We start from the raw sequence: 21,325 nt of genomic DNA on the forward strand, positions 1-21,325 counted from the left end.
AAGTTATATTAAACTTTGGGATTTAATTGTTAAGGAGTGTTAGAAACCTGCCATTCATTTAAAAAGCAGGGCTTGTATATAAAAAACCGGAAGAAAGAGGTGCTGAATCTTCAATGGCTGTTTCTTCCGGCTTTCTGTTGTTATCTATGCTTTACAAGCAGCCAGCTTGTGTATTTTATCAGAAGACTGGAACCATATTCTGTCCAGGTAATAAAATACCAGTAATTTGCTGTAGGAACATACCTACCACCAATTCTTCCATCCCAGGTGTATCTGTTTTCAGGAGTCCCTCTGAAGACTTCCGCACCATACCTGTCAAAGATACGGAATACAAGATTATTATTATTCATTAAAGCAGAGTAGTCTATTCCTTCATTAACGCCGTCTCCATTCGGAGTAATAGTGTTGATCAGATTGATAATGGCAAAGGGTTTTTTAATATCCTCACACATTTTAGAATCTCTTACAAATATATTGTGTGCTCCTCTGGGTACATTGTAGAAAACATTAGAACTTTGCCATACTACACCATCTAAAGAATATTCATAAGGAGGTGTACCACCACTTGCTCCAACTTTTACAGTTGTTCCGTCAATTTCAATAGAGGTTATTATAGGAAGCGGCAATTCTGTAACATTTACAGATTGCTTGTAAACACATCCATTGGAGGTAAGTTCTACCCAATAATTTCCAGGGCCGACATTGGTGATAGAAGGAGTGGTAGCTCCCGTGCTCCATAAATATTTTTCAAAACCAGGTCCTGCATTAAGTGTTGTAGTTGTTTTTGGACAAATTGCCTTGTCTTTTAGAATGTCTGATTTCTTAGGAACTTTAATGTTGATTTTCAGAGTGCCTACTTCAGGACAAATTCCATTTTTTTCAAAACGGATATAATAAGTCTGCGAAATCGTAATATTAACAGGGGATGAAACTGCATTCACATTATTCTGCGCGTCTGCTAAAGTTGCATGGAAAGTGTAGGCTACATTTGGATCTAATGTAAACTGAGGAATAAACTGAGTTAAGTTGATGTTTTTTATTCCATCTAAATCATCATCACAGATGCTTTCAGTAACGTTTTTTGTAATCAATGTTATTTTGGCTCCAATACTGAATTGTAAAGGTTTGATCACGGAAGCACATCCATCAGGAGAATCTACTCTGATATAAATGGTTGTGTTTGCTGTATAACTCCAGTTGTTAGGGAGATTATTGTTATTTCCTGCATTGGCATCTGCTAAATTTGCATAATATCTGACATTCGTAAAGTAATTCGGGTTATTAAGTACAATAGGGGTAATATTGGAAAGCACAACAGTAACTGATCCATCCAGATTATCATCACAGAAAACACCATTGTAGTTATCCAATATGATAGCTTTATTAAAAAGAGATAGTGTTATTTGTGCAATATTTTTACAGCCAATATGGTCATTAACAACTGCATATATGATTGTTCCGTTAGTTGCGGTATAGGCGGTTGTGTTAGTTATCAATGCCGCAGCATTTTCATTCTGGGCATCCAGAAAGGTAGGGTAATAAGTAATGGTAACAGGGGAATTGCTGGTAACATTGGCTGTCGTCAGATTGAAGGTTCCCTGCCCATTGATATCACAGGCAGATAATGTTGCATTCATTACCGTTAGAGGCTGAATATTCAGGGTAACGGTTACTGTTTCACAATCCGGGAAGTCGGGATCGTTTCCGCAGAATGTATAAGTGAATGTATCTGTTCCTGATGTGCCCAGAGTATTTACGGTATAAGTAATAATACCAGTAGCAGGGTTTACAACAGCTGTACCCAGTGAAGGTGCTGTCGTAATAGCTACCGTACTTGGATTAGGAGTCTGTGATGAACTGCTGAGTGTAGGAATTATGGTTTTAGCATTACATACGTTATATGATGTATTGGTCAATTTTGTACAGTTCAGAACTTTAAATTGTTCAGTAACCAAAGGTGCACAACTTCCCATTGTTACAGAGCATGTGTAGTATCCTGGTAATGTAGGGGTGATTGACGAAGTGGTAGCTCCCGGAACAATAATTCCGTTTCTATACCATTGGTAGGTATCATAGATTAAAGGATCTACGGTAAGTACCATCCCCGGAATACAGCCGCCTCCGGATTGTAAAATAACAGGTTGTGTAGGAAAGCCCGCAAAAAAGCCTCCATATCCTACAGCATCGCTTCCGGCAGTGATGCCTGCCATAATTGCTTTATCTGAAACTACAGTAATCGTACCCGTTACATTGGGTATTCCATAGGTGACCCAATTGGTGGTACCTGTCATATTGTAAGGGCCGGTTATTGCAGGAGGATTTGCACCGTTTACTGTAACGTTAGCGCCTCTTTCTGTAATAATATTCAATTTCGTCGTAATGTTCAGAATACCTCCAGGGTGACCGTTGGAATGAACAAAATTTTCATTAATAAGTCCCAGTTCATTAATCTGCTTGGGAAGATAACAGTTTAACGCAGGAATAAAATTAAATCCTCCTGTATATATTTCACTTCCTGCGTTTGAATCTCCAGCTAAAATCTGGTAGACATATGCATTTTTAGATGTTTTAAGATATAAATTATAATGACCGTTTCCCTGAAGGATATATTTGGAGTCAGGAACAATGAAATATTTTCCTGCATTGATGGTTGCTACAGGTGGGATTTCATTATTTACAAAGATCTGAGTATTGTCTTCAGTTGCAATTACAATGGCTCCTTCCGTACGGGAACCAATGGGTCCGCTACCTTTTACCATAGTAAATTCATTCCCAAGTCTGTTGACAGGTACTGCCTGATCCATTAAAATATCTGAGCTGGCTGGATAATTTCCCGCATATTGACCGTTAAAATTTCCATTGGTGACATTGATGGGTCTATTAGAAGTAATTTTTGAGCCAATGAATCCATTAAAGTTTTCTGCTATGTTGCCGATTCCGTCAATAATATAAGACTGCCCTTTATTTAAGGTGAATGTCATGGTCGGATTGGCGGCTCCTGTCATTCCGTTTGAAAATTGTACAGTAGGACTGTAGCCGGAAACGGTAACAGTGGTGTTGTCTTCAGTTGCCAGTACGCTCGTCATGAAATTCAGAATGGAATTACTGACCGTTATAGGAGCGGAAGCAGCATAAAATTTTAGCCCTGTGGAAGAAATTCCTTTGGAAGTAATGATTTCTGCATGGTTGAATACTGAGAACCTTAAATTGGCATAAAAAGGAAATTCTGCTTTAAGATATAATCCTTTAGTTGTTGGGGTAAATAAATCTCCCTGTAGCTTGGTAATGATATAATCTCTTAATACATCAAATTTCTGCGGATTATTTTTACTGATATTTACAGTCCCGATTAAAATATTATTGTTATAAATATTTACAGGAAAAGGGGTTGTTCTGTTGGTAGATAAATACAGTTTTTGATAAGGATTGGGAGCGCCCGTTCTGTCTACCATGGGAGCAAACCAATGCTCTCGGTCCAACTGGGCAAAAGCAGAGGTGAAAATACAAAACATAAACAAAAAACATAAAATTTTTTTCATTCAGCGGTGGTCTTTATCACAAATTTAGTGATAAAAAGTATTAAATTATTGAAAATAGAACAAAAAATACATGATTTTGAAATTGTGGTTAAACAAAATTTAAGTTTATGTTATTTTTTTTCTCTTTTAACATAATATAATAGGCGAATTTAACTGGGGAGCTTAAAAAAATGAGCCACGATCATCAGATCGTGGCTTGTTCAATATAGTTTTTAAACTAATTATTACTCTCTGTTTTTAACAAGAATCCAACCTGTATATTTTATGGGAGTCTTTTCTTTGTTGGATTCATTCCAGCTGATATGGTACCAGTATGTTCCTGTTCCCAGTTTTTTATCAAAGTGTTTTCCGTCCCATCTGTAGTTGTTGAATCTGTTTCCGGTAAATACCATATTTCCATATCTGTCATACACTACAAAGCTCAGATTTTCTTTATAAGCAAGCTCACTGTAATCTATATAATCATTTACGTTATCTCCATTAGGTGTAATGGCATTTAACAGATTAGGAATCGTGACTTCTACAGCAACAGGAGTACAGTTATAAGCATCTTTTACATAGAAAGTATGCTGTCCTCTTGTTAAGCCTGTAAAGGTACTTGAGTCCTGCCAGTTAGCAGTTCCGTCAACCGCATATTTGTAAGGTGCTTTACCGCCGCTTACAATTACAGTTGCTGTATTATTGTTGATCTCAATAGTCTGGATTACGGGATCCTCCACTTTTTTAACTTTTACAGTCTGTGTAAGGAAGCATCCGCTCTTACCAAGAATTACCGTGTATTCTCCAACACCTATGTCTCTGATACCTGATGTGGTTGCTCCTGTACTCCATTGGTACGAATCATATCCAGGACCAGCATCCAGGCTGGTTTTTGCATCCATACAGATATACTGATCTACAAGAATTGGAGATTTTTTAATTGGAAGTACAATTAATTCAATTTTTGCATTTGCAGTACATCCTTCAGCAGTCGTTACTTTCACATAGACAAATCCTCCTGTTGAAGGGAAATTTTCTGGTGTTGTGATTTCATTGATCCCTGCAGTAAGGTCATTCAGAGTGCGGTAATATTTTTTCGTAACAGCATTATAGTCTGTTACCTTTGCTTTTGTAAGGTCAAAATAAGCATAAGGTGCCACATCATACCAGCAAGCCTTAATAGAAGTGTCAGTTACAATGAATGGCACTACCGTAAGGTTTAAGGTCACCTGCTCACAATCTGTAAACTCAACTGAGTTTCCACAGAATTTATAAACAATTTTGTCTGGTCCTAAATATCCAGGATTAGGGGTGTACGTGATGGTTCCGTTTGGATTAACCACGGCTGTTCCCTTGGTAGGAGGAGTTATAATTACTACTGTACTTGGAACCACAGTTTGGGTGGAAGAAGTAAACGTTGGAGTAATAATTTTAGTAGAACAAGCATTAAGTGCCTGTGTAGTTTCTTTTAAACAAGTTTGTACTTTGTAGATAGGAGTTGTCACAGGAGGGCATGTTCCCATCGTTACTTTTACGGTATAATTTCCTGACTGTGTAGGAGTATAGGTATAACTGGTAGCACCCGGAATGGCAACTCCGTCACGGAACCATTGGTAGGTTTCATATCCATCGTCTACTTCAAGAACGATTCCCGGTACGCACTCACCTGTCTTTTTCGCAATGACAGGGATTGATGAGAACCCGGCAAAGTAGCCTCCGTATCCCGCAGAGCTATATCCTCCGTTGATACCTGCTGTTACAGCTTTTGTAGACGTAATCTTAATGTTTCCGGTTACACTGTTGATAGCATACGTTACCCAGTTGGAATTTCCTGCCAGTGGATAAGGTCCGGCTTCAGGCAAAAGAGGCGCGTCATTCAACATTACAGTAGCACCAGCCTCTGTTAGAATGTTTAATTTTACGACCAGGTCACTTGGTGTTGAGCTGGCTCCTCCCACTCCAAGAGGCATTTCATTAATCTTCCCGATTTCATCAATTTTTCTTGGAAGGAAACAGTTTAATGGCGGAATATAGTTGAACCCATTGGTAGCATCACTTAATAATACTCCAATAAATTGATATAAATATACATTTTTGGTGGTGGAAATGAACATGTTTGAATGTCCTGATGTACCCTGAGCAACATAACTGGTTTCATTAATTCTGTACCATTCTCCGGCAGCAAGTGTAGCAACAGCAGTACCTCCGCCATTTAAATATACTTCGGTATTATCTTCAGTAGCCACAATAAGACCTCCCTCCATATTTAAGGTAGGAGCTGTAGATCTTGTTTTTACCATGGCAAATGTATTTCCAAGTCTGTCAACCGGAACAGATTGATCGAGAACCGGGTCACTTCCTGTTGTTGAAGCTGAGAAGTTGGCATTACAGCTTCCATTGGTCAATGTTACTGGTTTGGTTGCAACTATTTTGGCACCAATAAAACCTGTTTTGTTTCCGGATTGAGATCCAGATCCTGCAAGAATGAAAGATTGTCCTTTTTGTAAAGTAAAAGTCTGAGTATTTCCAGTTGGGCTACCATTAATAAAAACCACTCCGGCAGTTGGATTCCATGATACTGTTACATTGGTGTTATCTTCAGTAGCAAGGACACCCGCTGTAAAATTCTGAATACTACTGGTATTGGTATTAGGAGCAGCGGCAACGAAAAATGTTTTTCCAATTCCAGCCTTTCCTTTACTGGTTATTACTTCCCCGTGAACACTTTGAGCCAGTCTTAAACTACAGTAAAAAGGTTTGACTGCTTTTAAATAAAGCCCTTTGTTACCCACAACGAATGCTTCAGTAGATGTTCCTGTAGAAATAAGGCTATTGGTAACCTTATAGGTTTGTGGATTACCTTTACTGATTGTAACGGTTGTAACCACGGTATTGTTGTTGTAAATGGTTACATCAAAAGGAGTTGGTGAATCAGTAGAAAGGTATATCATATTGTTATACCCTCCAACACTGTCATAATAAGGAGCAATCCAATGCTCGGTATCCCTTTGTGCAAAGAGTGGATTAATTGTCAAAAAAATTAATACCAAACTGAGTAGAAATCTTTTCATGTGTATGGAATTAGGATTTCTACAAAAATAAAATAAAAAATGAAATATTTTTAATAAAGTTTAAATAAATGTTAAAAAAATATCTCCAATTTTTAACTAAAAGCCATCTTGGATACGAAACTGGTAATTAACTTTTAAGCTTGAGCTGTGTGATTATCTGTAAATAGTTCTTTAATGGGTGAATTTTTGAATTCCGCTAATTTTTAAGAATGTGGAGTTGTATTGATGAGTGGAATAATGTTAATAAAAAAATCCCGGTGAAATTCACCGGGATTATATTTTTTTTGAAAAAGTCAGCTTATAGGCTTACTCTTACAAATCCTGTTACTTTTAAGTCTGCATTTACAGATTTTACGTAATCAGCAACTGAGATACTTCCGTCTTTAATGAAATCCTGGTGTACCAAAGTGTTGTCTTTGTAGAATCTCTGCATTTTACCTTTCAGGATGTTATCGATAATGTTTGCAGGCTTACCTTCTTCAGTAAGTTTGTGTCTTTCGATTTCTAATTCTCTGTCGATAGTTTCCTGAGAAACAGCAGTTTCATCAAGAGCAATTGGGTTCATTGCAGCAACCTGCATAGAAACAGCTTTAGCCGCTTCTTCAGCTCCGTCTACTTTAGCAGAAAGAGACGTGATTGCAGCGATTTTGTTTCCAGCGTGGATGTAAGCTCCTAAGAAATCTCCCTGGATTCTTTCGAAAGATCCGATTTCGATTTTCTCACCGATAACTCCTGTTTGCTCAACTAATTTCTCAGCAACAGTGATCCCGTGGAAATCTGTAGCTAAAAGCTCTTCTTTAGTAGCAGCGAAGATAGCCATTTCAGCTAATTCGTAAGCTAGCTCAACGAAAGCTTCGTTTTTAGCAACGAAGTCAGTTTCACAATTTAAAGAAATTACAGCACCTAAAGTGTTGTCTTCGTTTACTCTTGCGATTACTGCCCCTTCAGTAGACTCTCTGTCCGCTCTGTTAGCAGCAACTTTTTGTCCTTTTTTTCTAAGGATATCTACCGCTTTTTCGAAGTCTCCTTCAGCTTCAACTAGAGCTTTCTTGCAGTCCATCATACCTGCACCTGTTTGGTTTCTTAATTTAGCTACGTCTGCAGCAACTGGTGTATAAGACATAATATCTATTATTTTTTATTTAAGATTAGTATTAATTTTTAGCTTAATTTTAGAGCAGTGCAAAGATAATGATTTTAATGATAAACTAAAAAATGACTTTTCACGTTATTAATATATTTAATACTATTTTAAAGGTTTGATTAATGAAAAAAATCTTCTTCCTTCTATTTATATGCATTTTTGCCCTGGGTTTTTCTCAAAAAAAGAAAAAAACAAAATCTAGAGCAGTTGTTGAAAAAGAAACTGTAATTATCTATACCGAACAGGAAGCCGAGATCTCAAAGGAGGCAAGAGTAATTGCCGGTTTTTTGAAACAGAACCCGGGACACGCAAAAACAGACTATTTTAAAAGAAAGCTGATTGATATTATCATGGCCGGTAATTCTCCTGAAGCAAAACCTACGATTAAACCCATCAGTAAAGAGAAAATTGAAAATATCGTTAAGAATAATGAATTGAATAGCGGAAAAACGATTGCTGCAAATAAAACTTATACTGCTAATGGAAAACCTGTTTCTAATAATACAGCCGCAGCTATTGAAGCTTTAAAAGAAGAAAGAAGGACTACCTCTTTTGCTTCAGCAGGTTCTGCCGGAACTGCAAAAACTGCGGGCGCTTCAACAGCATCCAAAGCTGAACCTAGTGAAGAAGGTAAGAGGAGAGCGGCAATGCTTACCCATCTGTTTAATAACGATGTTAACAAAAGTGAAGCTTATATTAATATCAAGAACAGATCCTCATGTAACCTTATTGTTAAGATAAGCGGTAAAAAATACTATAATCTTACGGTTCCTGCAAAAGGGGAGAATTTTATACTGGTTGATAAAGGGGAGTATGTAATGACCACATCGGTGTGTGATGCAAAATATTCTTCCTTAAAGAAAATCACCCAGGATATTGAAATTGCCCTGAATGTTGCAGAATAGAATAAACAGAAGAAACCTAAAGAAAAAAGGTTAAGAAGAAATTCTTAACCTTTTTATTTTATTTTTTATCCTTTAAACTGACCCATTGCAATGAATTTGTCCTGTCTCTGGGTTTCAAGCTCCTGTCCTGTAAATTTGGAAAAAGCCTTGATATTTTGTAAAATTGAATTTTTCAGGTTCAAATAAGTGGTTTCCTGATCATAATGAGCACCTCCAAGCGGTTCCTCAATGATTCCGTCAATGAACTTTTCTCTTAAGGCATCCGCCGGAGTAAGATTTAATGCATTGGCTGCATCTTCTTTGTGATCCCAGTTTCTCCATAAGATAGAGGAGCAGCTTTCCGGTGCAATTACTGTATACCATGTATTTTCCAACATATATACTTTATTTCCTACACCTATTCCTAATGCTCCACCACTGGCACCTTCTCCAATGATGTAAGTGAAGATCGGAGTTTTTAGCTGAACCATTTCAAAAATATTTCTTGCAATAGCTTCCCCTTGTCCTCTTTCTTCAGCTTCCAGCCCCGGATAAGCTCCCGGTGTATCTACTAAAGTTACCACAGGGATATTGAATTTTTCAGCAAGCTTCATTAATCTTAAGGCTTTTCTGTATCCTTCCGGATTTGGCATTCCAAATCTTCTGTGCTGTCTTTCTTTGGTCGTTCTTCCTTTTTGAGTCCCTATGATCATTACTTTCTGACCATCAAGGGTAATCAATCCTCCAATCATTGCCGGATCATCAGCGAAATTTCTGTCTCCATGAAGTTCTAAGAAACTGCCTTTGTCTGCCATTCCGTTGATATAGTCCAGTGTATAAGGACGATCCGGGTGACGGGACAGTTGTACTCTTTGCCAAGGTGTAAGATTTGAATAGATTTCTTTTTTCTTTTCTAGAATCTTATCCTCAATCTGGCTGCATGCTAATTTTACATCAACACCACTTTCTTCTCCTACTAAAGAACACGTCTGGTATTGATCCATCAATTCTTTGATAGGAAGCTCGAAACTTAAATATTCCATTTCTTGAAGTAAATTAAATCTTTCAAATGTATGAAAAATTATGGTTATTCTATTTAAAATTATTTATAGCATTGTTTATTCTGGAGATACTTTCCTCTTTACCAAGGGTTTCCAGGATGTCAGGAACGTCCGGTCCTTTCAATTCTCCTACTAAAGATAATCGTAAAGGCATCATTACTTTGCCCATTCCTAATCCTTTGTTTTCGGCGAAGTCATGCATTGTTTGCTTTAAAGTCTCACCCACAAAGTCTGTCGTTTCAAAAGCAGCAGCCAATTCACCTAAAATTGCTGATGTTTCTTCATTCCATGCTTTTTTTGATGCTTTTTCATCATATGAAGTAGGAGCTTCAAAAAAGAATTTTCCATTTTCATAGATGTCTTTTGGAAAAGTGGCTCTTTCTTTCATCAGATGAATTACTTTCAATAGCTTTTCATCAGATGCACCGGAAAGGTCAAGGTCTGTATTTTTAAGGATCTGAAGAAGCTCTTCATCAGACTTCATCTGAATATATTGATGGTTGAACCACTCAGATTTTTCTTTGCTGAATCTTGCTCCCGCTTTATGTACTTTATGAAGGTCAAATTCCTTAATCATTTGATCTAAAGGAAGTATTTCTTTATCATCCGCAGGAGACCAGCCTAATAATGCCACCATGTTGATGAAAGCATCAGGAAGATATCCGTTTTCTCTGTATCCTTTAGAAACTATACCTGTAGTGGGATCTTTGAAATCAAGAGGGAATACCGGGAATCCGAATTTATCTCCGTCTCTTTTGCTTAATTTTCCTTTTCCTTCAGGTTTTAAAATTAAAGAAAGGTGGGCAAACTGTGGTGCTTCCCACTGCATTGCTTCATATAATAAGGTGTGAAGACCTAAAGAAGGCAGCCATTCTTCACCACGGATAACGTGTGAAATTTCCATTTCGTGATCATCAATAATGTTGGCAAAATGATACGTAGGCATTCCGTCATTCTTTACCAGAACTTTATCATCTAAAGTATTGGTATTGACTGAAAATTTTCCACGGATGATGTCTTCAAGATTTAAAACTCTGTCAACGGGCATTTTAAATCTTACAACATAAGGCGTCTTTTCGTCTAATAACCTTTGAACTTCTTCTTCAGACAGGGCAAGACTGTTTCTTAAACGGTTTCTTGTTTTATTATCATAAGAGAAAACATCACCTTTCGCTTCATATTCTGCGCGCATTGCATCCAGTTCTTCGGCAGTATCAAAAGCAATGTAAGCATAATCTGTCTTTAGGATCTGTTCTGTATATCTGTCGTAGATGTCTCTTCTTTCAGATTGTCTGTAAGGAGCAAATTTTCCTCCTTTCTTAGGACTCTCATCAGGAATGATTCCGCACCATTCTAAAGCTTCTTCAATATATTCTTCAGCTCCTTCCACATATCTGGCTGTATCCGTATCTTCAATTCTCAATACAAATTCTCCCCCTTGATTTTTAGCAAAAAGATAATCATATAATGCAGTTCTTACGCCTCCCAAATGTAATGGTCCTGTAGGACTTGGAGCAAAACGTACTCTTACTTTCTCCATTTCAATTTTAATTTTTGCAAATTTACTTAAAGTAACCTTAAAACATGAATTGTTTTATAGGTTTCTGCACAATGGGCATAAAAAAACTACCTAATTTTTCAGGTAGTTCTTTGTTTTATGTATGTTTTTTTAGTAGATGTTTGTGATTTCTTCTACTGCAATTTCGTGTCTCTCAGTGTTGTTTCCTTCAAGAATAAAAGTTGCATAATACTTAGTCCCGGTTATTGCATTTGTTTTTTTTATGATTTGAAGTTTAAACCTTGGATTTGATACTGTTTCCGAATCTGTATTTGTCGCCCAGATAGCATTTCCTGATACATAAGGCTGCGCCTTGTATAATACCAAATTACCATCGCCTTGTGCTGATAAATAAGGCTGATAAACTCCGGTTCCAAAATCTGTATTGGAAGCCCATTTTACTGGATAAGGTGCCGGTCCCCAATAATTAATTGGACTTGCATAGAGCACTAAATTAGAATCAAATTGCATATCCAAATGTAAGTTTACATTTCCATATTTTAAAACTAAGGATTGCCCGGCATTAAGGCTTGACATTCTTTGGCTTTCCGCAAGTACCTCCGTTTTCGTCAATGAAATCCTCTCCTGCATGTTCGTTTTTTCGATAGTTTGTAAAGGTGGCTGCTCTGTCAACGACTCAGTTTCTCTTGAGCATGAAGTAATAGCTAATGTAGCGAAAGCTAATGTAGAAATTTTTAAAAATTTTTGCATTTTTTAATTTTTTTATCGAAACAAATATAAGAGTTATTTCTTTTAATTGTGATTAATTTAGTGTTAATACTTTAGTTATATCTTATAATATAAGGGCTTTTCGATTGTTTTTAATTCCAAATATGGTGATTTATTTGTTTTGTTTTAATGAAAATTTATACTATAATTATAAAATTACATAGGTTTAGTTGTTTTTAATGTAAACCATTTATTTTATATATATACCACGTATCTCAATTAATAATTAATAAAATTTCCAATTTGAGGAAGGTAATTTATTGTACGAATTGAATCTCATTTTCTGTTTATAATTAAACCCATTTTTTAGTATTATTAAATGATTATTAAATTCACTCAATAATGATATAAATCATTAGATGTTTCTTTTTTCACATAGTAATGAATATTATATTTGCCGAAACTTTTAATTAATACTATGAAAAAACAAATTTTATTTTGCTTCAGTATTTTACTGATGCTTTTCATGAGTTCATGTTCAACGGATGAAATGAACAGCGAGGTAACTCCTGAAAGTCCTGCGGCAAAAGCCAATAACCGATTATCAGCTTCCAAATTTGCAGGAGATGGAATTTATGATGTCTTAGGACATGGTTATAACGTTGCCGGTGAATATGCCAATGCAACAGCTGCCGGTTTTAAAGTGATTGATATTGATCGTTTTAAGTTGGAGCAGGCAAACAGATTAATCAGTGAAAACACATTCTCACAGGAATACACTGAAGAATATGGAGAAAATGCTGAGTCTTATTCTAAAATGGTTTCTACCAAAGTGAATGCTACCGCCGGTATTCCTCTGTTTAAAAAAACACTTTCTGTAGGGTTTAATTCTGCTGTAACCACCAACAATAAGTTTGAAGGAAAATATATTTACGGAAGCTATAACCTTATCATTAAACAAAAGAGAATAAGGTTTAATGCCACTACAGATATGCTGGGAGATTACCTTACTCCGGAATTTGTACAGGATCTGCAGACAAAAACTCCACAGCAGATTGTAGAGGATTATGGAACTCACGTAACACTTGATATCTATACGGGAGCAAAAATGGATGTATTATTCCAGGCAGAAACAAGAAGCCAAAGCCGTGACCGTGCAGCAAGAATTGGTGTAAAAGTAGGTATGAAAGATATTTTTGATGTAGATGTAACCAATGACGTGAATACTTCGGAATCATCTATGAACTACTCTAAAAAATTGGCTTATAAAACAAGAGGGGGAGATCCTTCAAAAGGATTGGTAGGAGATCTGAACCTTGATCAGTCCAACCCTAAAATCAATATTTCCAATTGGCAAAACAGTTCTAACACAAGTAACTCTGTTCTGGTTGATTTTGGAAGCAACGGATTGCTTATTATCTATGACTTAGTGAAAGATGCTGCTAAAAAAGCTCAGCTTAAAGCTTATGTAGATCAATACTTAATTGATAATAAAGTGTATATGGAATTCAATACAATTCCAATTTACAGATATTATAATGGAGTAGACCATTATTACACAAAAACTGCGGGAAACTACAATGGGTATTCTTATGAAGGAACAGAGTTCAATGCATTCTTATATAAAGCTCCAAATACAGTTCCAATCTACAGATACTGGAATGGTAGAGATCACTATTATACGAGAACTCCGGGATATTACCAGGGATACGTAGACGAAGGAATTGAGTTCAATGCTTTTGCTACCCAACAGCCTAATACGGTTCCTATTTACAGATATTGGAATGGTAAAGATCATTATTATTCAAGATCCAGTGTAAGACCATCTGGTTATGTTGCTGAAGGAATTGAATTCTATGCCTATTAATTAAAAATATTGATATTTTACAGTAAAGAAGCCGTTTCATTTATGGAGCGGCTTCTTGTTACTTCTTATTTTTTTTAATTTTTTTAGTAAAAAATTCACTTTTTTTCTAATTTTATTGTAAATCGTCCTTTCGAGATATTGTACTTTATTGTTTAGTTTTTCAATTTCACTTAAATAAAAAATATCATTTACATTATTTGAAATTTTATTTTCTACTTTCGTTAAACTTTCAATAAAACCTAATCTGATTTTAAAAAGAGTTCCTATATGTTCTATTGAAAAATTACTTTCAATTTGAATTTTGGCTTTTTCTCTTATAACATATAAAGATTCAAAATTGTTTTTTATATACTGTAATTTTTTAATAGCATCTTCTAGGTCTGGCTTTGCTAAAGTAAGCCCTTCGTCAATAAGTCCATTTGTATTGGATGTTTTTATAAAATCATATTGGACCAGAAAACTATTATTCACATTCATAAAATCCAGATTTCCAGAATAGCCTGTTCCTACCACAATTTTTCCATAAGCCATTGCTTCTGCCATAGTCAGTCCAAAACCCTCTGAACCGTGAAGGGAGATTAAAACATCAGACTGTTGAATCAAGGAGTGTAATTTCTCCTTGGAAAAATGGTCATCAATAATAATTACATTTGGAATATTTAAATATTTTTCCAACGCCTTTTGCGCGTCTTTACTTCTCTCCAGGTTATGTGTTTTTACGATTAAAACACTGTCATGATTATTCTTGAAGACTGTTGTAAATGCTTCGATGGTAGCTTCAGGATTTTTTCTGATAGTAGTGCTTAAAGAATCAAAAATGGTAAGATAAATTTTTGAACCTTCAGAAATTCCATATTTTGCTAAGTTGAAATCTTTTGAATTTGCCAGCTTTTGAATAGGGTGAGAAAATCTTATGACAGGAATCCCGGTGTACTGAGTAAAAATATTGACACAAAAATCACTTGGAACCCACAACTCATCAAAAATATTTAACATTTTCACAACTTTATCTGATACTTCAGGAAATTCCCAAGCCCAATAAATAATATTATAAAAACCATTAAGTTGTAAATCCTGATTTTTTGTGAAAAAATCACTAATGAAATTAATGTTAATGTGGAAAATATTTATTGAAGTTTGCTTTTCTAACGTAATATTATCATCAATTCTTTCAAATGTTTCACTGGAATAATTAATACGATTTACTTTGATACCTTGGGCTTCCAGAGCTAGGGTATTTAGCCTAGTAGCTTCGGAAATCCCAAAATTTCCATTAAAGAACCCATGATAGTTTACACACAACTGCATATTTTGTGAATTTTAATTTCTTTGATAACCTCTCGAAAATATTAAAAAACATTTTCAAATGTTTAAAGAATATTATTAGTTAAGACTTTTTTTTATTTTATGTATTACTCTCTGCATGAAGTTACTCTTTTTTTGAGGTGCTTCATTGGCATGAAAATAATTGGCTCTCCAGGGTTTATCTGATTTTGTGACCAATTCAAACAAGATTCTATTTCTCTCTGCTAATTTAATTCTTTCTTGATAAGACTCATCATCTAGTAAATTTTTATCGGTTGTATATGATATTTTTTGATAATGATTCTGATGAAGGACTATAGGCTGATCAATAATTTCAACCTTCAAAGCTTTCAAATGTACCCTGTACAAAAATTCATTGTCATCAAAGGCAATCCCCCTGGAAAATCTTTCATCAAACCCTCCTAAGTCATGCAAATTTTTCTTGGTAATTGCGGCACAAAAGTGATAACCTTTAGGGTTTGTAATAGAATGATTATACCAGCAGTCTAGTCCATCTCCAATGTAACCCACGTTATTGTCAGCCATTAATTTTCGAAGCTTTTCAGGGTTTTCTAGTAATGTGTTTAAGTTGTTAGTACTTTCTATTCCGAGAGAAAAACAGGAAAAACTTATATAATTGCTGTCATTGAGATGATTCTGGGTGTATCTTAATATTTCGCCATAATGAAGACATTCTGGGTTTTGTAATATGATAATCTCACCTTTAGCTTCCTTAAAACCAATGTTAAAGGGAATACATGAATTAAAATACCATTTATCTTTTTTTTCTAATCTGATGACTTTTAGAAACGGATATTTTTCAACCAAGTCCTCTAATCTTTCATCTTCATCACTGCCATCATCTACCGCAATAACTTCTAGCTCTTGTAAATTGTAATCAGATTGCTTAACAATACTTGAAAGAGTATTTTCAAATAAATTTTTTCTGTTATAATATGCTGTAACTATTGATATCTTCATTAGAATAGTAGAAATTTTCTTTTTTTTAATTGCCAGTTACTTTGAAAAATAACTCCCAAATAGTTTTTTTTAAGTTTTTCAATATTATAAAATTTTTTCTCAAGGTTATATTGCTTTTCAAAATGATATACCTTAAAAAAACCTTCTATGGGATAAATATCTATTAATTTTGTTTTTAAGAGATATTCTCCATATATAACACATTCTGAAGGTGTTGTTATTTTGTCTATTTCATTAAAGAAATCTTCAAAACTTTTATTTTGATGTTTTAAATAGATTTCGATAAAATGTTCCCAAACTGTGCAGCTCCAAAGATAAGGTGAGGGACCATAATCCCATTCTTTCCCTTTATTTCCAAAAAAAGGGCGGGTTGCTTTTAATGCCTCTTTGAAGAACATCTTACCCGAATCTATTCCAATATTTTCCATCGTTTCCAAAAAAGACTTAGATTCATGCATGATGGTATAAGGGGTGTAATCATCATACATAAAATCCGAATAATAAAAATCCCGTATAAATTCTGAATCCGCATCTATACATAGATAGTTTTCACAAATTCCTAGGCGGTATACATTTACTTTTATAATTTGCTGGTATCTCCAGCCGTCTTTCATCGTAGAATTAATAACTTCGGAGTCTTTAATAATTTTATAACCGTTGATTCTCTCTTTAAAATATTTAAAGTCTGCATCATTAACCGAAATAATAACTGGTATATTGTCTTTATTATGTTTTTCAATAGATTTTAAAAGATTTTGGGTTCTTTCAAAGTCAGGTTTATATGTTTTTATAAATAAAATTAAAGGAAACTTAGCCATTATATATTAATTTAAAATAGATTTCCACAGTGCTATTGCTTTTTGTTCAGAAAAATTGTTTTTGAAAAAGTATATAGCATCTTGCTTTTGTTTCTCATATAAAACAGAATCATTAATAAGCTGCATGATAATGTCGGCAAGTAACTTGGGATCATCGTTTACTAAGCAACCATTGCCTGTTTTTTGAAAAAATCCATCAATAGCTTTTTCACTACCCGCTACAGGTATCCCATAGGATAAGGCTTCCACCACTTTTATTTTGATGCCGGTTCCGCCAAGCATTGGGCAAATAGCGATTTTACTTTTATGATAGTATTCTTTAAGATCAGCTACAAAAAAGAATTTTTCAATATTCTCACAATCAGGAATTCGGGCACATATTCTTCCTATGACACAAATCCTGATATCTTTAGGCAATAATGGCATTACCTGATTTACAAACCAATTAAGTGAATCTACGTTGAACGGGTTGTCCGAACCTACAAAGATGAGCTCATACTTTTTATCTATAATTTCAGTTTCAAAGTTTTCAGGAAAACTAGGTGGTATATTAATTACTTTATCTCCTAAAAAGCTTTTAAAAATGAAATGTTCTTCATTGGATATTGTGATTACTTTATCATAAAATGAAAGATTTTGAATTTCTTCATTGAATTTTTCTCCTATGTTAAGCTTCTTGTTCTTATAATATTCATTTAATGTGATCCAATCATGAGTGTCGACAATCGTTGTGGCCTCATTTAAATCCAGCTTTTTAATGAGGTCTGTCCAGAACTCGTAATTAATGAGTACATAGTCATACCTTTTATTTTGATAGAACTCTTTAAAAGTATCCATAAAATATTGAGTATAAAAGTATCCGTTATTGCTTGTTTTTTGTCTTGTGAATAATTTTATAATTTTATATTTCCAGTAAGTATAACTTGACAGCTTTTTTATTGGTCTCCTTTTTAAGATCAAAACATCATCAATAATATTTTCATCTATGCTTTCAATAGAATCTCCAAAGCCTCTATAAAATTCATCAACTCCCACTAAATCAATATTCAACCCCAAAGATTTTAAATGTTTAAGATTTGTATATGCCCTAGCTACATTTCCTGCTCTTTTAGAAAAAGGGTTTTCTGGAAAAAAAAATAATATTCTTTTATCAAAGTATTCCATAATTGATTGTTAATGTAGTTATATATTATTTCGAATTTTAATTTAAAGTAGTTTTATAGGAAAAAGTTCCGTTTACTTAGATACAGCTTGCTTCTAATGCTAAGACATTTAATCTGGTCGCTTCGGAAATTCGGAAATTCCCATCAAAAAAACCGTGGTAATTTACGCTTAATGACATGTTTTTATAATGTTTTAAGTTTTTCTTTTACTTCTTCAGGTGAAAATGCGCTCAGACTGTCCACAGAATTTCGGCTTAATGTATTCCAAAGTTCTTCATTATTATTCAGTTGAATGATTGCTTCTGCAAAACGGGTTTCATCATTGGCAATCAGTACATTCTTTTTATCGGTAAGCATCATTCCTTCTGCTCCGATATCTGTGGTAATCACAGGGAAAAAGTATTCAAAAGCCTGTCCGATTTTCCCTTTCACACCTGCCCCAAATCTTAAAGGCGCCACCATAATTCTGGAATTCATAAAGTGCTCTTCAATGCTTTCCACAAAGCCTAAAAACTTAAACTTAGGAAATAGTTTAAGATCAAGTTTTTCTGCAACATTCCCGATGATGCTTACTTCCAGCTCAGGATTGGTTTTCCAGACGATAGGCATTATTTTTTCATAGAGAAACTTTACCGCATCAATATTCGGCTCGTGGATAGATCCAATGAAAGTAATTCCTTTGCTTTCACTGAAACTTTTTCTTTCAGAAATATCAATTTTGGGATAGTGAATATTAGATACTGTAATGATCTTATTTTTATCTGCATACCGGCTCATAATTTCTTTCTCCTTGTCAGATATAGCAATGATATAGTCTAGTTGTGGTGCAACAACAGTTTCCAGACGGAAAAAATGTTTGTAATTCTTCTTTAATGAAATACGCGTAGGCTCCAGTTCTATGGCTCTTTTAAACCTTAAAAAATGAATATCTACCATATCATAAATGAATTTGGCAGAAGGTAAAATGGTTTTCATTTTTTTATAAAAAAGATTCAGTGCCAGAGGGCCGTTGAACCAAACGTAATCTATCTTTTTAAAAGAAGACAGGAAATCATAGATATTCCTGTACTTATTGTTCTCTATGTAAACGATAACATTGTGCTGCTGGTAAAACTTCACATAAGAATCGTCTTCAAACATATGGGGAGCAAATAAAATGCAGTTGTATCCTAATTCTTTGTAAATAAATATAAGCTCTTTCAGTCTGTTAGCCCCAGATTCTTTGTCATGGGCAGGAAAATCTCTTGATGTAAACAGGATTGTTTTTTGGGAAGCGTCATACAGATTAATGTTGACTATATCCTTAGACTGAAGATATTTAAGTTTTTCTTTTCTTTCGAAGTGCTTTTTTATTTTTTTTAAGATTCCCATTTGTCAGTTTTTAGTATCAAGTTCAAAAACTTTATTCACCCAACAATCCAAAGTATATCTGTAGTAGATTTCTTCCGGAATTTTCTCGTAAGGCTTTTCAAAAAAAGATTTGTCAAGATTACTAATATTTTTGTTTAAAATCAAAATATTATTGGGATTGTAAAAATCATAGGTCTTAATGGCTTCATTATCAGTAATGATTTTCTTTTCCAGAGACATGGCTTCAAAAACTCTGAAGCTGAGACCATATTGCCCTTCACGCATCAGATCCAGCAGGACTTTTGAATTTTTATAATATTTTGGAAGATCGTTATGCGGAATCTTTTTAATACTGAAAATCAGGAAAAGATTTTTAGGTACTGTCATGAAAATATTGGTTAGCTGATGTTTCCATGATTTTTTTCCAATGATCATAATCTGGAATTTTAATCCCTGTTCAATCAGCTTTTTAGCCAGTAATTTTATAAGTGAGACTCTTCTGTTATCATAAGAGGTGATGTAGAAAAGATCCATTTCAGGCTGTTGGTTTTCTTTTGGACAGTACGGAAGGTAAATGTAATTGGTTAATTTTTCGAATCCGTGCTTTTTGACATCAATATAGTCAAAGGAAAAGACTTTGTCAAAAAGATACAGTTTGTCTTCCACCGGAACTCTTTCAAGATTATCATAAAGATAGGTGACCATACGGTCTGTAGATTTTCGGATTTTTTTAAGGGTAGAAAGATCAAATGTATCCGGATTCATCACCAGGATCTGATCCTGATGTCCTAATTTTTTCAGAGAATCCAGAACGAATTTCTGTCTTTTTTCAGTCTTAAGATTTTTGTTTAAAAAAGTTTTACTTAAAGCATTTACGGCTCTTTCGTTGAAGTTGGAATGAGTAACGGTACTGATCTTTATATGATGAGCATCAATACCACGCTGGCATAATGTTTCAACAATATACTTATCATAATCCCAAAAATCATAACTAATGATACAAATCTTCATTCAACTAATTTTGCTCTTTTTTTAATGATTCATAGGTTTCATAAACGCTTAAAGATTGTAGGTAGGATAGCTGATAACCTTCTTTTCCGTCTAAAATACCAAGTCTCATTATATAGGCTTTAAAGAATTTAAAAGCAGTTTTAAGATATTGAACCCCAACACTGTACTTTTTTCCTTTAGCAGCCAGTTCTTTCCCCTTTAAAATTCCGTAGTGAATCATTTTTTTTCTGTAAGATTCATAATCTGAAACGGAGTAATGGAGTAATTTATTTTTTAAAACACCAATGGTTCCATTAACCTCCAGAGTTTCATGTACCTTTTTTCCTGCCATATATCTGGCCTTCGATTTTCTGAACAGCCTGAAATTTTTGTCAGACTGTGTTCCTGAAAAATGAATCGGTTTCTGGGCAAAAAAGAATTTCCTGTAAAAATAGTAGGCATCCTTTTGCCCGGGTTTGTTAAGCTCTGCAATAATTTCCTGCTTCAATGCCGGAGTAATTCTTTCATCACCATCCAAAAACAAAACCCAGTCATTGGTTGCATGATCAAGAGCCAAATTTCTTTGCTTTGTAAAATCCTCAAATTTATTCTGAATCACCTTTACATGCGCGAATTTTTTCGCAATTTCTACAGTTTTATCCGTACTAAAAGAGTCTATCACTATTATTTCATCACAGAAATCGAAAGACTCAAGGATATCCTGTATATTTTTTTCTTCATTATATGTTATGATCAAACCACTTATATTCATCACAATGATTTGTTTGATAAGGAAATATGTATTATCTCTCCTAAGGTCATTCTAAATAGTTTTAATCTTTCAAAGATAAGTTTAAATTTGAATTTTATAGACGAATCTTTGTCATTTATCTCTATTATGCAGATTCCGAAAAATACCACCTTTGAAGAATACACTTTATTGTAG

15 protein-coding genes are annotated in these 21,325 nt (G+C 34.5%); 2 read left to right on the top strand and 13 right to left on the bottom strand.

The genetic code is table 11. From position 1 onward, the window contains the following. Window positions 1-140: 140 nt before the first annotated feature. From ACODR7_RS14760 to tsf, 3 genes are all read right to left on the bottom strand, one after another. On the bottom strand, window positions 141-3,539 hold the full coding sequence (locus tag ACODR7_RS14760) for a T9SS type B sorting domain-containing protein (protein WP_488840152.1): 3,399 nt from the start codon (window positions 3,537-3,539) through the stop codon (window positions 141-143). A gap of 224 nt (window positions 3,540-3,763) precedes the next feature. Next, complete coding sequence (locus tag ACODR7_RS14765) at window positions 3,764-6,589, bottom strand: T9SS type B sorting domain-containing protein (RefSeq protein WP_488840154.1); 2,826 nt, start codon at window positions 6,587-6,589, stop codon at window positions 3,764-3,766. A gap of 298 nt (window positions 6,590-6,887) precedes the next feature. Continuing rightward, entirely contained in the window at window positions 6,888-7,712 is an 825-nt protein-coding gene (tsf, locus tag ACODR7_RS14770; RefSeq protein ID WP_034692936.1) for a translation elongation factor Ts, read from the bottom strand. 143 nt (window positions 7,713-7,855) lie between these two features. Between tsf and ACODR7_RS14775 the strand changes: the two genes are divergently transcribed. After that, entirely contained in the window at window positions 7,856-8,638 is a 783-nt protein-coding gene (locus tag ACODR7_RS14775) for a DUF6759 domain-containing protein (protein WP_076594884.1), read from the top strand. A 65-nt stretch (window positions 8,639-8,703) separates the two neighbouring features. On the opposite strand, the gene ACODR7_RS14780 is transcribed toward ACODR7_RS14775, so the two are convergent. The 3 genes from ACODR7_RS14780 to ACODR7_RS14790 form a co-directional block, all read right to left on the bottom strand. After that, complete coding sequence (locus tag ACODR7_RS14780) at window positions 8,704-9,660, bottom strand: acetyl-CoA carboxylase carboxyltransferase subunit alpha (RefSeq protein WP_047435651.1); 957 nt, start codon at window positions 9,658-9,660, stop codon at window positions 8,704-8,706. A 49-nt stretch (window positions 9,661-9,709) separates the two neighbouring features. Continuing rightward, on the bottom strand, window positions 9,710-11,218 hold the full coding sequence (gene gltX, locus ACODR7_RS14785) for a glutamate--tRNA ligase (protein WP_488840156.1): 1,509 nt from the start codon (window positions 11,216-11,218) through the stop codon (window positions 9,710-9,712). 129 nt (window positions 11,219-11,347) lie between these two features. After that, window positions 11,348-11,947, bottom strand: a complete 600-nt coding sequence (locus tag ACODR7_RS14790; protein WP_488840158.1) for a hypothetical protein — start codon at window positions 11,945-11,947, stop codon at window positions 11,348-11,350. 436 nt (window positions 11,948-12,383) lie between these two features. Between ACODR7_RS14790 and ACODR7_RS14795 the strand changes: the two genes are divergently transcribed. Beyond that, window positions 12,384-13,772, top strand: coding sequence for an MAC/perforin domain-containing protein (locus ACODR7_RS14795; protein WP_488840160.1), 1,389 nt, complete (start codon window positions 12,384-12,386; stop codon window positions 13,770-13,772). 36 nt (window positions 13,773-13,808) lie between these two features. Here ACODR7_RS14795 and ACODR7_RS14800 read toward each other — a convergent pair whose 3' ends face one another. From ACODR7_RS14800 to ACODR7_RS14830, 7 genes are all read right to left on the bottom strand, one after another. Continuing rightward, window positions 13,809-15,080 carry a glycosyltransferase gene (locus tag ACODR7_RS14800; RefSeq protein WP_488840162.1) on the bottom strand — a complete coding sequence of 424 codons (1,272 nt, stop codon included), beginning with the start codon at window positions 15,078-15,080 and terminating at the stop codon, window positions 13,809-13,811. 75 nt (window positions 15,081-15,155) lie between these two features. After that, window positions 15,156-16,058: a glycosyltransferase family 2 protein gene (locus ACODR7_RS14805; RefSeq protein WP_488840164.1), complete on the bottom strand. Its 903-nt coding sequence runs from the start codon at window positions 16,056-16,058 to the stop codon at window positions 15,156-15,158. Further along, window positions 16,058-16,876 (bottom strand): DUF6492 family protein, encoded by an 819-nt coding sequence (locus ACODR7_RS14810; protein ID WP_488840166.1) that lies wholly within the window; start codon window positions 16,874-16,876, stop codon window positions 16,058-16,060. Before ACODR7_RS14810 ends, ACODR7_RS14805 begins: the two co-directional genes overlap by 1 nt. 6 nt (window positions 16,877-16,882) lie before the next feature. Then, window positions 16,883-18,040: a glycosyltransferase gene (locus tag ACODR7_RS14815; RefSeq protein WP_488840168.1), complete on the bottom strand. Its 1,158-nt coding sequence runs from the start codon at window positions 18,038-18,040 to the stop codon at window positions 16,883-16,885. A 182-nt stretch (window positions 18,041-18,222) separates the two neighbouring features. Further along, window positions 18,223-19,410: a glycosyltransferase family 4 protein gene (locus tag ACODR7_RS14820; RefSeq protein ID WP_488840170.1), complete on the bottom strand. Its 1,188-nt coding sequence runs from the start codon at window positions 19,408-19,410 to the stop codon at window positions 18,223-18,225. 3 nt (window positions 19,411-19,413) lie between these two features. Continuing rightward, window positions 19,414-20,400: a WaaS/CpsH family glycosyltransferase gene (locus ACODR7_RS14825; RefSeq protein WP_488840172.1), complete on the bottom strand. Its 987-nt coding sequence runs from the start codon at window positions 20,398-20,400 to the stop codon at window positions 19,414-19,416. A 4-nt stretch (window positions 20,401-20,404) separates the two neighbouring features. Then, window positions 20,405-21,151 (bottom strand): glycosyltransferase family 2 protein, encoded by a 747-nt coding sequence (locus ACODR7_RS14830; protein ID WP_488840199.1) that lies wholly within the window; start codon window positions 21,149-21,151, stop codon window positions 20,405-20,407. Window positions 21,152-21,325: the final 174 nt, after the last annotated feature.

The sequence above is a fragment of the Chryseobacterium sp. FG46 genome, from assembly GCF_057809135.1.

Coding starts and splice junctions, on each gene's coding strand:
- ACODR7_RS14760 (WP_488840152.1), bottom strand. CDS start 3,539: ATGAAAAAAATTTTATGTTTTTTGTTTATGTTTTGTATTTTCACCTCT.
- ACODR7_RS14765 (WP_488840154.1), bottom strand. CDS start 6,589: ATGAAAAGATTTCTACTCAGTTTGGTATTAATTTTTTTGACAATTAAT.
- tsf (WP_034692936.1), bottom strand. CDS start 7,712: ATGTCTTATACACCAGTTGCTGCAGACGTAGCTAAATTAAGAAACCAA.
- ACODR7_RS14775 (WP_076594884.1), top strand. CDS start 7,856: ATGAAAAAAATCTTCTTCCTTCTATTTATATGCATTTTTGCCCTGGGT.
- ACODR7_RS14780 (WP_047435651.1), bottom strand. CDS start 9,660: ATGGAATATTTAAGTTTCGAGCTTCCTATCAAAGAATTGATGGATCAA.
- gltX (WP_488840156.1), bottom strand. CDS start 11,218: ATGGAGAAAGTAAGAGTACGTTTTGCTCCAAGTCCTACAGGACCATTA.
- ACODR7_RS14790 (WP_488840158.1), bottom strand. CDS start 11,947: ATGCAAAAATTTTTAAAAATTTCTACATTAGCTTTCGCTACATTAGCT.
- ACODR7_RS14795 (WP_488840160.1), top strand. CDS start 12,384: ATGAAAAAACAAATTTTATTTTGCTTCAGTATTTTACTGATGCTTTTC.
- ACODR7_RS14800 (WP_488840162.1), bottom strand. CDS start 15,080: ATGCAGTTGTGTGTAAACTATCATGGGTTCTTTAATGGAAATTTTGGG.
- ACODR7_RS14805 (WP_488840164.1), bottom strand. CDS start 16,058: ATGAAGATATCAATAGTTACAGCATATTATAACAGAAAAAATTTATTT.
- ACODR7_RS14810 (WP_488840166.1), bottom strand. CDS start 16,876: ATGGCTAAGTTTCCTTTAATTTTATTTATAAAAACATATAAACCTGAC.
- ACODR7_RS14815 (WP_488840168.1), bottom strand. CDS start 18,040: ATGGAATACTTTGATAAAAGAATATTATTTTTTTTTCCAGAAAACCCT.
- ACODR7_RS14820 (WP_488840170.1), bottom strand. CDS start 19,410: ATGGGAATCTTAAAAAAAATAAAAAAGCACTTCGAAAGAAAAGAAAAA.
- ACODR7_RS14825 (WP_488840172.1), bottom strand. CDS start 20,400: ATGAAGATTTGTATCATTAGTTATGATTTTTGGGATTATGATAAGTAT.
- ACODR7_RS14830 (WP_488840199.1), bottom strand. CDS start 21,151: ATGAATATAAGTGGTTTGATCATAACATATAATGAAGAAAAAAATATA.